Source organism: Actinomyces sp. 2119 (assembly GCF_003591215.1).
GTDB classification, from domain to species: domain Bacteria; phylum Actinomycetota; class Actinomycetes; order Actinomycetales; family Actinomycetaceae; genus Actinomyces; species Actinomyces lilanjuaniae.
The window spans coordinates 34,802-49,155 of sequence record NZ_QYRR01000005.1 but is presented as its reverse complement, the minus strand read 5'-3'; the positions used below and the strand labels follow the sequence as shown (position 1 = coordinate 49,155).

Genomic DNA, 14,354 nt, shown 5'->3' with positions numbered 1-14,354 from the left:
GGTAGAAATGATAAATTCCCTTGTATAGCAAAGGTTAACTTACCTTACAAAGGCTCGGCTGCCCTCGCCTGGCACTGCCTGCCACCCGGTGGGAGCAGGTGCGACGCGGTAGGCTGGAGCAGGGCGCACAGGAGGCGCCCACCCACCCGAGCAGCTGGCCCGCCCCCCGGCGGACACAGGCGACCAGTCGGCACCTGTCCAGCCACAACGAGCCCAGGAGGCACGCATGGCCACAAAGATCCCCTTCGCCATCGGAATGGGCGTCGGCTACGTCCTGGGGGCACGGGCGGGACGTGCCCAGTACGAGCGCATCAAGGCCGCGGCGGCCCGGGTGGCCGAGCAGCCCTTCGTCCGTCAGAAGATCGACACCGCCTCCGCCCGGGTCAGCCAGGCGGTCCGTGCTCAGGGGGAAGCCGTGACGGACAAGGTAGCCGATGCCGTCAAGGACAGGCTCTTCGGCCCCTCCTCAGCAGGCTCAGCAGGCTCCTCCTCCACGCCGTCAGCCACCTAGTCTAGTCGGCGCACGCCTGGCTGGCGCAGGTCAGCGTCAGCGTAGTCGCCGCTGGGGATCCTCCAGGTTGCTTACGGCTTCCCGAAACCCTGGTTGCGGTCGGCGTGGGTGAGCCGGGAGGATCGCGGCGTGCGCCCACCTCGCTACGCTCCGCCGAAGGACCTCAGCCCCTACGCCTGGCTGTCGGTCGGCGCCGCGGTCACGACCATCACCCTCAAAGGTATGGCCGCCTGGCTAACCGGGTCCGTGGGTCTGCTCTCCGACGCGGCGGAGTCCGTGGTCAACCTTGTCGCCGCCGTCACGACGCTTGTCGTCCTGCGGATCGCAGTCCGCCCGGCCGACGACGACCACCAGTTCGGCCACTCCAAGGCCGAGTACTTCTCAGCTGCTGTCGAGGGCGTCATGATCTTCGCCGCCTCCGCCCTCATCGTCGTCTCCGCAGTGGAGCGGCTGGTCTCCCCCCGCATGCCCGAGCAGCTGGGAACGGGGCTGGTTGTCTGCGTCGCGGCCTCCCTCGTCAACGGGGCCGTGGCCTGGGTCCTGTACCGCAAGGGCCGTCAGGAGCGCTCTGCGGCCCTGGTTGCCGACGCCAGGCACCTAGCCACCGACGTCACTACCTCGGCGGCCGTCCTGCTCGGGGTGGGCCTGGTCGCCGTCTTCCGCGCCCCGGTCCTCGACGCCGTCGTGGCCCTGCTGGCGGGCCTCAACATCATGCGCACCGGGCTCGCGCTGGTCAGGGAGTCGGTGGCCGGGCTCATGGACGCGGCCCCGTCCGCGCAGACGCTGGCGAGGGTGGATAACGTGCTGGAGCGCTACCGTCAGCCGGGCACCATCGACTTCCACGCGGTGCGAGTGCGCGAGGCGGGCTCGCGGCGCTTCATGGACCTGCACGTGCTGGTCCCCGCAGCCTGGAACGTCAAGCAGGGCCACGACCTCACCGAGCGGCTCATCGATGATCTCGTCGCGGCCGACCCCATCCTGCGGGTCTCCGCCCACCTGGAGCCTATCGAGGACCCCAAGTCCTACGAGGACGTCGCTGACGTCTAGGGACCGGCTCGTCCCAGCGCCAACGGGTCCACGCGTACCAGCCAGCCTATGGCCGCGCTCCGCTGCCGCGGTCCGCAGCCAACACCACCCGACACCCCAGTTTCCTTATTCTTCGTTACATGTCAGACTCAACCCTATGAATGCAACGCGGCTCTCCAGGTCGGCGCCGTCACTGCGCCAGCACCCGGCACGACGACCGTCATCTCCTCCCTTCTGGCGCCGACCGGGCCACCTGGTCCTGGAGACCTGCGTGGAGGACGTGGAGGGGGTTCGCATCTCCGCAAGAGTCGGGGCCGACCGGGCAGAGCTCGGGGAGAACCTCACCGCCTCCGGTACCACACCGTCAATCGGCACCGTGGAGGCCGCCATCTTCGCCGCGGCGGAGCAGGTCGAGGAGCGCCGCACACGCCTGGGAGCGCACTGGGCACAGACGGCGCAGTCAGCGCCCTTCGGACTGCGCGTCCTCATCAGGCCGCGCGGAGGCCCCTACGTCTACAACTCCGACGAGGGACGGGCCATGATCGCTGACGTGCGACGCATCGCCGCCCTGGCGCGGGAGATGGGGGAGTTCACCCGGCCCCAGGTGGTGGCGGGTGCGGGCACGCACCTGCCACCTGCCGTCGAGCTGGGCTTCGTCGTCGGGGCGCTCACTGACGACGGCGCTGTGGACCGTGGGCTGGTGCGGCTGCTGGTGTCCATGGCGGACGGCGCCCCCGTCACCTTCCACCGGGCCTTCGACCAGTGCCGGGACACGGTGGAGGCCTACGGCGACCTGGGCGGCCTGGGCGTGGACTATGTCCTCACTTCTGGCGCCTCCGACTCCCCGGAGGAGGCCTCTGCCATGATCGCCGGGCTGACAACTAGCGACGGCCCCACTGTCATCGCAGCCTCCGGCGGGCTGGGTATCGGCCCGGAGGGCCTTGGCTCCCTGGTGGCAGCGACCGGGGTACGGGAGGTGCACATGCGCTGCCCCCAACCGGGTATCGGCCCGGGGGAGCCGCAGCGTACTGACCAGGAGATGGTGCGCCGCGCCGTGGAGGCAGCCCGGGCCGTCACCCTGCCGCCGCGCGCGTGAGCCGGAGCCTGGCAGGTGTGGCTGACCCGCCCTGGGACAGGCCAGCCACACACACCTATAAGACCGCCCAGACGGTTCCTCCTGCCTCAGGAGTCCTTCGCCTGCTCCGCGGCTCGAACCTGCGCGGCCGCCTGGACCAGGTTGCGCAGGGAGGCCTGCACCTCCTCATAGCCGCGGGTCTTGAGACCACAGTCCGGGTTAGCCCATAGCCGCTGCGCCCCCAGGGCCGCCACCGCGCGCTCCAGCAGCTCCACGCACTCCTGGGTGCTGGGCACGCGCGGGGAGTGGATGTCCCACACGCCCGGTCCCAGCTGGCGTTCAAAGCCGTGCTCGGCCACCGCGGGCAGGATGTCCATGCGCGAGCGCGAGGCCTCGATGGAGGTGACGTCGGCGTCCAGGTGGTCCACGGCGTCGATGACGACGTCGAACTCCGAGTAGCACAGGTGGGTGTGGACCTGGGTGGCCGGGGCGGCCCCGCCGGTGGCCAGGCGGAAGGACCCCACCGACCAGGCCAGGTACTCCTCCCGATCGGCGCGACGCAGGGGCAGGGTCTCGCGGATGGCCGGCTCGTCGACCTGGACGACCCCGATCCCGGCCGCCTCCAGGTCGGCCACCTCGGCACGCAGGGCCAGGCCGAGCTGGTCGGCCACCTGAGCGCGCGGCACGTCGTCGCGCACGAAGGACCAGGCCATGATGGTGACCGGGCCGGTAAGCATGCCCTTGAGAGGCCTGTCAGTCAGCGACTGCGCGTAGGAGGACCAGGCCACCGTCATCGGCGCGGGGCGTACCACGTCGCCCCACAGGACGGAGGGACGGGTGCAGCGTGACCCGTAGGACTGGACCCACCCGTGCTCGGTGGTGGCAAAACCGTCCAGGAGCTCGGCGAAGTACTGGACCATGTCGTTGCGCTCGGCCTCACCGTGGACCAGGACGTCCAGGCCGATCTCCTCCTGGAGACGCACCACTGAGGCGATCTCGGCGCGCATCGCCTCCTCGTAGGCGGCCTGGTCGAGCTCGCCGCGCCGGTAGGCGGCACGCGCCCGGCGGATCTGGGAGGTCTGGGGGAAGGAGCCGATGGTGGTCGTGGGCAGGACGGGCAGCCCCAGACGCGCCTGCTGGGCTACCTGACGCTCGGCGTAGGGGGCGCGGGTGCGGTCCGCCTCGGTGACCGCAGCTACCGCCTGACGGACCTCCGGCCGGCTGACCCCCGGGTGGGCGGCACGCTCAGCCCGCAGACGGGCGTCCTCGGCCAGCTCGGCGGCCACCGCCTCACGCCCCTGTGCCAGCCCCCGGGCAAGCACCTGCACCTCACCCACCTTCTGGTCGGCGAAGGCCAGCCAGGAGCGCACCTGCGGGTCAAGGGCGGTCTCCCGCTCGACGTCGTGGGGCACGTGCAGCAGCGAGGTGGAGGTGGTCACGGTCACCGGCGTGCCCGGGGGCAGGGCATCACGCAGCCGCTCCAAGGCAGTCAGGGCGGCGTCCAGGTCGGTGCGCCAGATGTTGCGCCCGGAGACCACCCCGGCCGCCACCGACTTGCCCGCCAGGGCGGCCAGGTCCTGGTCGTGGGGCAGGCCGCCCGCCACCAGGTCCAGGCCGACGGCATCCACGGGCGTAGCCCCCAGGACGGGCAGGGCGTCGCCCAAGGACCCGTAGGAGCCGGCCACGAGCAGGCGGGGCCGCTCCACAACCGCCCCCAGCCAGGTGTAGGCGTCACGCACCGCCTCCAGGACCCGAGCGCGCCCCACGGCCCAGGAGTCGCTGGCCAGGGCCGGCTCATCGAGCTGGACCCACTGGGCACCAGCCTCATGCAGGTCCATGAGGAGGTGGCCGTAGGCGTCAATGACGTCGCCCAGGCGGTCCAGGGGGGTAAAACCGGGGGCGGCGTCGTCGCTAGGCTTGGCCAGCAGCAGGTAGGTGACTGGGCCCACCACCACCGGGCGCGGGAGGGTGCCCGCGGCCACGGCATCACGCACCTGGTCAGCGGGGCTGGCCGTGCCAGCGGCAGCCGAGCCGACGTAGCTGATGGGGGTGTCCTGGTCGATCTCGGGGACCAGGTAGTGGTAGTTGGAGTCCAGCCACTTGGTCATCTCCAGGGCCGGGCGGTCCCCCTCCCCCCGGGCCAGCGTGAAGTAGCCGTCCAGGTCCAGGCCGCCGTGCTCGTCGCACAGGTCGCGGAAACGGGCTGGGACCGCGCCCAGGGCGGCGGTGACGTCGAGGACCTGGTCGTAGAGGGTGGAGTCGGCCGGGACGGCGGAGGCGGCGTCCAGGCCCAGGGCGGCCAGGCGGGCGCGGGTGGCCTGGCGCAGGCTGGCGGTGGCCTCGCGCAGGTCCGCAGCGGTGGCAGCCCCTTTCCAGTAGGACTCGACGGCACGCTTGAGCTCGCGGTCGGGGCCGATGCGCGGGTAGCCCAGGATGGTGGCCGCGGGGAGCGGGGCAGGTGCGGTGGGCTGGGTGTCAGAGGCGCTCATGGGGGTCTCCTTGCAGGGCAGGGTACGAACGAGGATGCGGTGGGCGACGCCCGGTAGCGGGCAGGCGACGAGGACAGCGGCCCGGTCAGGTGGCGCAGGAAGCATGTCGGTAGGCATGCCGCCCTGGAACCGCCGGGAGTGGTCTCCACGGAACCGGTGCACGGCGCAGGCCAGCACAGCGCTCAGGCTGGGGCAACGGCACCGCCTCAGGCACTGTCTGTCACCATTGGACACTGCTGGGGGCTGCTCTCCTGCTTCCGGGTATCCGGGACGTGGCGGCGTCAGGTCCTCGCCGCCCCGGGCATTCGACCACCGGGGGCAGGGGTGGTCCGCGGCGCGAACACACCCGTGACATCGGTGCTGGGTAGCCTGAGCAGCATCGCCTCTCCATCGGTCGTGGCGGAAGCACCCTGCCGGGGCGGGTTGCTGCGGCGTCACCGAGCCACGTCTCTCAGCCGCTCTGGATAGAAGGCCCGGACCGGGCCTAGGTGGACCGGGCCAACCCTACCCCAGCCGCGCCGATCACCACACACCGTCCGGACGGTGGACAGCGATGGACGGCCGATGGGGCGGCTCAGCGCGGGCGCGCGGTACGGACTCGGTAGAGGACATAGGCAGCCGCGACAAGGACTGACAGCCCGGCAGCACCCCGGACGTGGGGGACAAAGCTCAGCGCCGGCAAGCTGTTCACCTCGGTAGGCCACACCGTGTACACCCACGGGATCGACACCGACGCATCAGCGGCAAGAGCGACGAGGGCAGCCCCGGCACACAGCAGGAACACGCTACAGGCGCCGAGGACAAGGCTAGCCACGACCAACGAGGTCACCCGGAGGACAGAGAACATGAGAATCTCCTTGTCATCTTAATGACGTGACACGAGCGTCAACCGCCCTGCCACGGTAACACCGCAATATCATTACCTCCGGCAGCCCCGCCGGACCACTCCGGTGCCGCCTCCGTGACGCGAAGACAGCCTGCGCTCATACGCTCATATATGTCTCGCCCCCACGGTCCTCCCTACGCTACGACCTGGCTCTACCCGCCCACCAGCTCCCTCCCTACCAGACCCCTACCAGACAGAGGGACGCCGGTCCCCGCCGGGAGTGGCGTTGAGGTAGGCCAGGTCCACCTCGTGCTGGGTCTCCCGGTCGGGCTCCTGCCCCCGGAAGATCCCTCCCAGACGCAGGTGGGAGACCACGTCCAGCGCGGGCCGGGTCCGGTTGAATGTGTAGAGGTGCACCCCGGGGGCACCTCCGTCGAGCACCTGGGTGGCCAGGCGCAGGGTGGCGTCGATCCCCGCCGCCACAGCCTGGGCGCCCTCGGCCCGCCGTAGGGTGGCACTCAGGTCGGCCGGGACCTGCACACCGGTCAGCGACTCCAGGCGGGTCAGGCGGCGCAGGTCCGTCAGGGGGATGATGCCGGGAAGGACAGGCATGACCACCCCGCTGTAGGAAGCGGCACGCGACAGCGACAGGTAGTCCTGCGCGTCGTAGAAGACCTGGGTTATGGCCAGGTCGGCACCCGCCTCCTGCTTGGCGGCCAGGACCTCCACCTCAGCCTCCAGGTCCTCGCAGGCAGGGTAGGCAGCCACGGCCACCTGCAGGTGCCGGGCGCCGTCACCGAAGTACTCGTCCTCGACCTCGCGGATCACGCGCACCAGGTCGCTGGCGTAGCGCAGCTCACCGGGGACGTCGCTCGCCCTGGTCCCGCGCGGCGGGTCGCCCCGCAGCGCCAGGAAGCGGCGCACCCCCAAGCCCAGGAAGAGGCGCACAATCTCCACCACGTCGCGCCTGCGGTAGCCGATACAGGTCAGGTGGGCCATGAGCGGCACCCGGCTGGTGGCCAGCACGTGGGTGACGACGTCCTCAGCCGGGTTGTGCTCCCGCACCGCGCACACCCCGGGGCCGCCGTCAGGGTCGGGCGCGAAGGTCGGCCGGTAGGTGACTGAGACGAAGTCGGGGAGCACCCCCAGCAGCCGGTCCAGCGCTCCCCACGTCTGCGAGGCATGGACACCGGGGCGGGGAGGGAAGAGCTCCAGGGACAGCGAGGGCAGCCCCGCCGGGGCCAGCGCGGCACCAGCGGCACCCGGGGACGCAGCCCGCTGGGGCGCGACAGGCCCCGCTGCAGGCAGGGGCGGCCCGGTCACGGGAACCAGGTCTGCGTCGTACTGGTCCACTCGGTCCACTCGGTCCATGGTGCGGCCCTCCATCGGTCCTGGCGGAAGCACCCGGAGGGGGTTGCTGCGGCGTCACGGAGCCAGGTCTCTCAGCCACTCTAGATGGAACAGCCCAAGGGTAGACGAACCCCAGGACCACGGGCACAGCTACAGGCTCACGCTGGAAGCGCAATTCCCCTGGGCGCCCTCCGCGACCTGGTGACCCGCGCCAGCTTCTAGCCTAAGCTTGTACGCATGAGCATGGTGCGTATCGACACCCCGCGCGGTGTCACCCTGGTGGGCTCCTTCGTCCGCCCCGACGGCACCCCGCCGCAGGACGGCGAGAGCGGCACGGGCGTGCCGACCCGCCGGGAGGGCGTGGTGCTGCTGGCCCACGACTTCCTCGCGGACCGGCACGGAGAGCAGGGGCGCCTGGACCTGGTCTCGGCCAGCTACCAGAAGGCGGGCATGGCCACCCTCAGCATCGACTTCTCCGGACTGGGCGAGTCCGACGACGACGTCATCACCCTGGCCAACGAGGCCGAGGACCTCAGGGCGGTGTCCGGCTGGCTGGCCGAGCGCGGCTACACCCGCCAGGCCATCCACGCCAACGGCTTCGGCGCGACCGCCGCTCTCCTGGCCCGGCCCGAGCAGGTACGCACCGCCGTCCTGGTAGGGGCCGTGGTCGGCCCCCAGTCAGTCCTGTGGGAGCAGGTCTTCTCCCCCCACCAGCTCGACGAGCTCGCCCGCCACGGCCTGACCCGGCTGGTGGACGACAACCCGAACCCGCGCCAGTGGAACGTGCTGAGCAAGGAGACCCTCGCCGACTTCTCCATGCAGGAGCCCCACACCACCATGGCGGAGGTTCCGTGGCCGGTCCTTATGATCTACGGGGCGCTGACCCACGAGATGCCCGATACCGCGGCAGACGCCCAGAAGGGCTTCCCGCTCCTGAAGGACGGCAGCCAGCTGGTGCAGGTACGCAAGGACCACCCGCAGGAGGCCCAGGCGGAGGTGGCTCGGCTGGGTACTGAATGGGTGACACGACACCTGCGCTGAGCCGCACCCAGGTGAGCGGATACGGTCACCCTGCGGACCCCGGGTGGCCCTGGCTCCCGCCCTGTCAGCCCCGCCCTGTCATCGTCGTCTCGGCCTTACCCGTCTAGGCCTTGCCCATGTCTAGGCCTTGCCCAGACGGACCACCACTGCCCGGTGGTCCGTCTGGGGCAGCGTGAGGACCTCGCCTGACTGCCCCACCCAGGCGGAGGCGTCCACGAGGACGTGGTCAATGGTTGCCCCCAGGAGCCTGGTCCCGGTGTGGGTGGGCCAGGTCGCCAGGCCACCGACACCCGCCTGCTCCCCCGCGCTCGCGCAGGCGTGCAGGTCACGCAGCAGGGCGTGGTCGCGGGTGGCGTTGAAGTCACCGACCATGACCAGCCCCTCGGGCGGGTCCTGGCACAGGCCGGCCACCGTGGTCAGCGAGGACCTCCACTCCCCCATGAGCCCCGGCACCGGCGGGTAGGTGTGCACCCCGGTGATGACAGGCCCTGACCCGTCCACGGGCTCCAGCACGACCATTCCGCGCCCCGCACCCGCCACCCCCTCCGTCTGCCGGTAGCCCCCCAGGCGCTCGGAGACGAGGACCGTCGTAGCGCGCACCGGGTCGATGCCGTGATGCGCCCCGGAGTCGTCGTCGGCACCGTCGCCGTCCTCGTCGTTCCACCCGTAGGGCGGGCTGACTGCGGTGTAGACCGTCAGCTCCCCAGCCGCGCCCCGCAGCAGCCCTGCCAGCTCCTCGCCGTAGGCGGCTGTCGTCTCCGGCAGGACGACGACGTCGGCCTGCACGGCCCGGGCGGTCTCGGCCACGGCCTGGACGGGCGCGTCCTCCCTCTCGGTGTTAAGGGACATGACGGTGAAAGCAGCCTTGTCCGAGGGGGTGTCCGAGGAGGTATCAGAGGTTTCAAGAGGTCCCAGGGACATGCCGCGCCCTAGGAGGACGCCACCGTGGGCGAGGGCGACGAGGACAAGGACCAGCCCGAGGGCACCGGTGCGCAGTCCGGCACGCGACGAGGAGGACGCACGCCCAGCCCGGGACCGGGCCAGCCTGCGTCGCAGGAGGGCGGTGGCCAGCAGGAGGAGGCCCAGGAGCCCCCACCCGAGCGTCATGAAGGTGCGCAGCGCCACGACCTGGGCGACAAAGGGCTGCATGGTCAGAGGAGGACGCAGGCTCACCAGCGCCACGGCTGCCGCGAGCGCGACCACACCCCATCCCAGGCCATGAAGGTAACGACTCATGCACGACATTCAACCAGAGCTCGTGAGAAAGTCCGGGCAGCGAGAGGAGCACGCGCAGCGGCCATGGTCTCGCGGCTGCTGCCTGCCAGGTCCCTGGACCAGCCGGTCCCGCCCATCTTCCGCCTGCACGCCCTGAGGCGGAAGGAGACGTGCTGGCCCGCCTCAGACGCGGGCGCGGATACTCGCAGTGCATCAACCACGAGCCACGCGGGCCAGGAGCCGAGCACATGCTGCCGAGCACAATCACCGAGCACGACCTCTGTCCGCGTCATGGAGCCAAGCCATGGACAGTGCACTGACCGACCTCATCACCGACGACCGTGTCGTCATCCGCCAGCGGGTCAACGACTGGCGCCAGGCCATCACGCTCGCCGCCGAGCCACTGGTGTCCGACGGCTCCGTCTCACGTGCCTACGTCCGCTCCATGATCCGCTCCGTGGAGACGTACGGCCCCTACATCGTCCTGGCTCCCCACACAGCCCTGGCCCACGCGCGCCCCGACGGCGAGGTCTACCGACAGGCCATGAGCCTGCTCACCCTGTCAGACCCTGTGACCTTCGGCCATGAGGACAACGACCCGGTGTCCCTCGTGTTCTGTCTGGCGGCTGTAGACAGCGCCTCCCACCTGGCCGCCCTGCAGCAGTTCGTGTCCCTGGTCACCGACGTCACACGGCTGAGGCTCCTGGTTGCAGCGAGAACCGTCACCGAGCTCCAGCGGGCACTCCGCCACGGGCACGGCGCATCCACCACGTCACCGACAGACACCGGCAGCCACCGACAAAGGAGTACCTGACATGGCACGTTCCGCCCGCACGGCCGACACACCCAGGAAGCCCGACATCTACTTCGTCTGCGGGGCCGGCCTAGGCTCCAGCCTCGCCTGCCAGATGGAGGCCGAGGAGGTCCTCCGCCAGGCCGACCTGCCCGCCAGCCTCCACCACGACGGGATCTCCGCCCTGCCCGGTATCCAGGCCGACATCATCGTCTCGGCGGAGAACTTCCGGCCTATGATCGACAAGCACGGTCCTGACCCCTCGATCACCCTTGTGTTCCTTCACAACGTCGTGGACAAGGAGGAGATCCGCGACCGGCTCGTCCCTGTCGTCACAGCGTTTGTCACAGGGTTGCGGGACGGACACCGTGACCAGGACGCTCGCACGTCACCGGGTAGCGGGCCTGGGGCGGCTCTTCCCGAGACCAGCACGTCGGCCACCTCGCCCTCCATGACCCAGGAGCCCCAGCCATGAGCGCCCTGGGCTGGGTCATCTCCAACATCTTGACCCAGGCCGGGATCGTCATCGCCCTCATCGCGATGCTCGGCCTGGTCCTTCAGGGCAAGGGCGTAGGTGCCACCGTCGTCGGCACCTTCAAGACCCTTCTGGGCTTCTACGTCCTGGCCGCCGGCTCGGCGATCCTGGTGGACACCCTGACCTACTTCGGTACCGTGTTCCAGGCAGCCTTCAACATGACCGGCGTGGTGCCCAGCATCGAGGCGGTTAACGGCTACGCCACCAACAACCTCCAGCTGGGCGGCCAGATCGCCCTGACCTTCCTGGGGATCTTCGTGGTCAACATCCTCCTGGCCCGCCTCACCCCGTGGAAGTACATCTTCCTCACCGGGCAGGCCCTACTGTGGATGGCCACCATGACCGTGGTCCTGGGACACGCTGCCGGGCTGCACGGAGCCTGGCTCATCGCCGCAGCCAGCCTGGTGGGTGGGGTCTTCGCCGTGGGCATGCCCGCCGCCGCCCAGCCGATCGTGCGCAGGATCACCGGCAACGACGCCATCGCCCTGGGGCACTTCTGCACCATCGGCTACCTGGTCGAGGCCGGGGTAGCCTGGCTGGTGCGCAGGCGGGGCACAGACAGACAGCCCTCCACCGAGGAGGTCACGCTACCCCGCTCCCTGGAGTTCCTCCAGGACACCTACATGTCCCTGGCGGTGGTTATGGTGCCGCTCTACCTTGTCACCGCCGCCTTCGCCGGGGCGGATCCCGTGGCCGACCAAACCGGGGACATGAACCACATGGTGCACGCCTTCATCCAGGCGGTGCAGTTCGTCGTGGGCGTCTACGTCCTCATGGCCGGGGTGCGCCTCCTGCTGGGAGAGATTGTCCCCGCCTTCCGGGGCATCTCCATGAGGCTGGTCCCTGACTCCAGGCCGGCTCTGGACTGCCCGGTCCTGTTCCCCTACGCACCCAACGCTGTCGTGGTCGGCTTCATCACTACGACCCTGGGCACCGTCATCGCCATGCTCGCCCTGCCCGCCCTCGGCTTCGCCGTCATCGTGCCGGGCATGCTCACCAACTTCTTCGCCGGAGGCACGGCGGGGATCTTCGGCAACGCGGTGGGCGGCAGGCGAGGGGCGCTAGTGGGCGGGGTCGTCCACGGGCTGTTCATCACCCTCCTGCCCGCCCTCCTGGTGACCACCTTCCTCAACCTGGGCTTCCCCAACCTGTCCGCCACCGACGTCGACACCATCACGGCGGGGCTGGTCTTCGCCTACGTCATCGGCCCGATCATGCGGGCCTTCTGAGAGGAGGAGGCCATGAGACTGGGAAAGAGGTCGTGGGGGCGCAAGGGCCGCGGGAGCCGTGGGAGCCTGGAGAACCACGGAGCCGTGACGCCCGGTGAAGAAGGCAGTGCTGCCAGCGCTACCAGCGCTACCAGCGCCGCCAACGCCGCCAGTGCCGCAGCAGCCCCGTCGCTGCCGGTCCCACCACAGCGCGAGGCCGAGCTGCGAACCACCATCGCCTCGCTGACCGACCAGCTGGTGGCGCTGGGTGGGGCAGGAGTCGGCCCAGCACCGGAGACAAGTGCCCTGTCCCAGGCACCGGCCGGGCAGGGCCAGGTGCCGACAGGACCGGCCCAGGAAGTCGGCACCGGCGGGACCGACCAGCGCGTCACCGTCCTCAACGAGCTGGGTGCCGCCTGCGCCGAGCTGGGGGACACCGAGGCTGCTATCGCCCACTACGAGGCCTCCATGGCCTTGCACGAGCAGTTCGGCCCCGCCTACCGCGGGCTGCTCACCCTGTACAACAACATGCTCCGTCAGGCCGCCGCTGCCAAGGACGACGACGGCGTCCGGCACTGGAGCTCCAGGCTCGACGACCTGACGGCCCTGTCCAAGCGCGTCATGCGCTCACAGTACTGACCCGGCACTGACCCGGCACCAGCCCGGCACTGACCGCGCATCGGTGAGAGCGCCGCCCGGCACCGTCAGCAGGTGGCAGGCGGCTCCCACCCGGGAAGCAGCCCGCAGGGAGCCGTCGTACCTGAGACCCTCGTGAAAGGATCCCCATGTACGTATCCATGACCCCGATGCTGGCCGAGGCGGCCGCCGTGGGCTATATGGTCGGCGCGTTCAACGCCCACAGCCTGGAGATGGTGCCACCTATCATCCGGGCAGCCCGCGACCTCGGCGCCCCGGTCATCGTCCAGACCTCTCCGGGCACCGCCCGGTACGTCGGCATGCGCAACCTGGTGGCCGTATGCCGCTCCATGGCGGAGGACGAGGTCGTCGACGTCGCCCTCCACCTCGATCACGCCACCAGCCTGACCGATATCCGCGACGCCGTGGAGGCGGGCTACTCCTCGGTCATGTTCGACGGCTCCCTCATGGCCGTGAGCCGCAACGTGGCCACCTCGCGCCGCGTCATCGACTACGCCCGCAGCCGCGGCGTCTCCGTGGAGGTAGAGATCGGCACCATCGGCGGGACCGAGGAGGGGGTGAGCAGCACCGGGGGCCTGCGCACCCAGCCCCAGGAGGCCGTGTGGTTCCTGGAGCAGGTGGACGCCGACGCCCTGGCCGTGAGCATCGGCACCAGTCACGGCCAGTTCCGCTCCACCACCGACATCGACCTCGACCTTCTCTCCCGGATCCACCAGGCTGTGGACCTCCCCCTGGTCATCCACGGCGGTACCGGCGTGGACGAGGCCGACTACCCCTCCCTAAGCGCCAACGGGGTGCGCAAGTTCAACGTCGGCACCGAGCTCCTCGTGGGCTGGACCCGCCAGGCCCAGGAGCAGTTCGCAGCCACCGAGGTCAGCACCTCCCTTCGCCGCAACATCGAGCCGTGCAACGACGTCGTCCGCGATATCGTCGCCCGCAAGATCAGCCTGTTCCTGGGTGAGACCCGTGAGCCGCAGTGAGGCCAGCCAGGCCGGGGGCACGCTTATCCTCGTGGCAGGCCCCCCGGGCACCGGCAAGAGCTGGATGGCCCGCCTGGTCCTGCGCCACCTGGAGGACCATGTCCTGGCCCCGGGCGAGCGCTGCCAGCAGGTGTCGCTGGACCAGGTCAAGGAGGGCCTGTGGGACCGCCTAGGCTTCTCCGGGCCGCAGGAGAAGGCCTTGCTGGACCGGGAGGCGCTGAAGGAGTACGAGCGGGCTGTGGGGGCGGCCATGGGCCACAGCCGTGTGGTGGTCTCCGACTACCCTTTCAGCACCAGGCAGCACGACCTGCTGTCACGCCTGTGCTGCCAGCACGGGTTCACCCCCCTGACCGTACGTCTCGTGGCCGACACCGACGTCCTCTACGAGCGCCAACGGCACCGCGACCTAGAGACCTCCCGGCATCCGGGCCATCTGCTGACCTCCTACCGTCCGGGGCAGGTCCTGTTCGACCGGACCGAGGCCGACGCGCTGGTGTCCCGGGAAGAACTAGCCCGCCGCTGTGCCGAGCGCGGCTACTCCTCCTTCACGCTCGGGCAGACGCTGGAGGTCGATGTCAGCGACCTTGATGCCGTGAGCTACCCGGCTGTGCTGGCCTGGGTGGAGGAGCAGCTGAGGGGGTAGCGAGG

General features: G+C 70.2%; 14 protein-coding genes and 2 riboswitches. Of the genes, 10 read left to right on the top strand and 4 right to left on the bottom strand.

Annotation, left to right across the window (positions count from 1 at the left end; translation table 11 throughout):
- Positions 1 to 226: 226 nt before the first annotated feature.
- The 3 genes from D4740_RS07025 (at position 227) to D4740_RS07015 (ending at position 2,633) form a co-directional block, all read left to right on the top strand.
- Positions 227 to 511 carry a YtxH domain-containing protein gene (locus D4740_RS07025; protein ID WP_119836246.1) on the top strand — a complete coding sequence of 95 codons (285 nt, stop codon included), beginning with the start codon at positions 227 to 229 and terminating at the stop codon, positions 509 to 511.
- Between the two features lie 129 nt (positions 512 to 640).
- Positions 641 to 1,558: a cation diffusion facilitator family transporter gene (locus tag D4740_RS07020; RefSeq protein WP_119836245.1), complete on the top strand. Its 918-nt coding sequence runs from the start codon at positions 641 to 643 to the stop codon at positions 1,556 to 1,558.
- 136 nt (positions 1,559 to 1,694) lie between these two features.
- Complete coding sequence (locus D4740_RS07015; protein WP_119836244.1) at positions 1,695 to 2,633, top strand: copper homeostasis protein CutC; 939 nt, start codon at positions 1,695 to 1,697, stop codon at positions 2,631 to 2,633.
- Positions 2,634 to 2,719: 86 nt separating this feature from the next.
- Here D4740_RS07015 and metE read toward each other — a convergent pair whose 3' ends face one another.
- The 3 genes from metE to D4740_RS07000 all read right to left on the bottom strand — a co-directional run bounded on the left by metE (position 2,720) and on the right by D4740_RS07000 (position 7,298).
- Positions 2,720 to 5,101 (bottom strand): 5-methyltetrahydropteroyltriglutamate--homocysteine S-methyltransferase, encoded by a 2,382-nt coding sequence (gene metE, locus D4740_RS07010; protein WP_119836415.1) that lies wholly within the window; start codon positions 5,099 to 5,101, stop codon positions 2,720 to 2,722.
- A gap of 384 nt (positions 5,102 to 5,485) precedes the next feature.
- Positions 5,486 to 5,572, bottom strand: a riboswitch (SAM riboswitch).
- Positions 5,573 to 5,675: 103 nt separating this feature from the next.
- Positions 5,676 to 5,948: a hypothetical protein gene (locus tag D4740_RS07005; protein ID WP_119836243.1), complete on the bottom strand. Its 273-nt coding sequence runs from the start codon at positions 5,946 to 5,948 to the stop codon at positions 5,676 to 5,678.
- A 225-nt stretch (positions 5,949 to 6,173) separates the two neighbouring features.
- On the bottom strand, positions 6,174 to 7,298 hold the full coding sequence (locus D4740_RS07000) for a methylenetetrahydrofolate reductase (protein WP_119836414.1): 1,125 nt from the start codon (positions 7,296 to 7,298) through the stop codon (positions 6,174 to 6,176).
- Positions 7,299 to 7,306: 8 nt separating this feature from the next.
- Positions 7,307 to 7,389: riboswitch (SAM riboswitch) on the bottom strand.
- Positions 7,390 to 7,514: 125 nt separating this feature from the next.
- Here D4740_RS07000 and D4740_RS06995 point away from each other — a divergent pair.
- Positions 7,515 to 8,318, top strand: coding sequence for a S9 family peptidase (locus tag D4740_RS06995; RefSeq protein WP_119836242.1), 804 nt, complete (start codon positions 7,515 to 7,517; stop codon positions 8,316 to 8,318).
- Between the two features lie 120 nt (positions 8,319 to 8,438).
- Here the strand turns inward: D4740_RS06995 and D4740_RS06990 are convergent, their stop codons facing one another.
- The gene (locus D4740_RS06990) at positions 8,439 to 9,554 is read right to left on the bottom strand and encodes an endonuclease/exonuclease/phosphatase family protein (protein ID WP_147392866.1); all 1,116 of its coding nucleotides are present in this window, start codon (positions 9,552 to 9,554) and stop codon (positions 8,439 to 8,441) included.
- A gap of 283 nt (positions 9,555 to 9,837) precedes the next feature.
- Here D4740_RS06990 and D4740_RS06985 point away from each other — a divergent pair, with 283 nt between their 5' ends.
- The 6 genes from D4740_RS06985 to D4740_RS12875 all read left to right on the top strand — a co-directional run bounded on the left by D4740_RS06985 (position 9,838) and on the right by D4740_RS12875 (position 14,349).
- The gene (locus tag D4740_RS06985; protein WP_119836240.1) at positions 9,838 to 10,347 is read left to right on the top strand and encodes a PTS sugar transporter subunit IIA; all 510 of its coding nucleotides are present in this window, start codon (positions 9,838 to 9,840) and stop codon (positions 10,345 to 10,347) included.
- Between the two features lies 1 nt (position 10,348).
- Complete coding sequence (locus D4740_RS06980; RefSeq protein ID WP_119836239.1) at positions 10,349 to 10,801, top strand: PTS sugar transporter subunit IIB; 453 nt, start codon at positions 10,349 to 10,351, stop codon at positions 10,799 to 10,801.
- The gene (locus tag D4740_RS06975; protein WP_119836238.1) at positions 10,798 to 12,090 is read left to right on the top strand and encodes a PTS ascorbate transporter subunit IIC; all 1,293 of its coding nucleotides are present in this window, start codon (positions 10,798 to 10,800) and stop codon (positions 12,088 to 12,090) included. The genes D4740_RS06980 and D4740_RS06975 overlap by 4 nt, the downstream gene beginning before the upstream one ends.
- Before the next feature lie 12 nt (positions 12,091 to 12,102).
- On the top strand, positions 12,103 to 12,708 hold the full coding sequence (locus D4740_RS06970) for a tetratricopeptide repeat protein (RefSeq protein WP_119836237.1): 606 nt from the start codon (positions 12,103 to 12,105) through the stop codon (positions 12,706 to 12,708).
- A 146-nt stretch (positions 12,709 to 12,854) separates the two neighbouring features.
- Positions 12,855 to 13,706 carry a class II fructose-bisphosphate aldolase gene (locus D4740_RS06965; protein ID WP_119836236.1) on the top strand — a complete coding sequence of 284 codons (852 nt, stop codon included), beginning with the start codon at positions 12,855 to 12,857 and terminating at the stop codon, positions 13,704 to 13,706.
- Positions 13,693 to 14,349: an AAA family ATPase gene (locus tag D4740_RS12875; RefSeq protein ID WP_119836235.1), complete on the top strand. Its 657-nt coding sequence runs from the start codon at positions 13,693 to 13,695 to the stop codon at positions 14,347 to 14,349. Before D4740_RS06965 ends, D4740_RS12875 begins: the two co-directional genes overlap by 14 nt.
- The last annotated feature ends 5 nt before the right edge of the window (positions 14,350 to 14,354 follow it).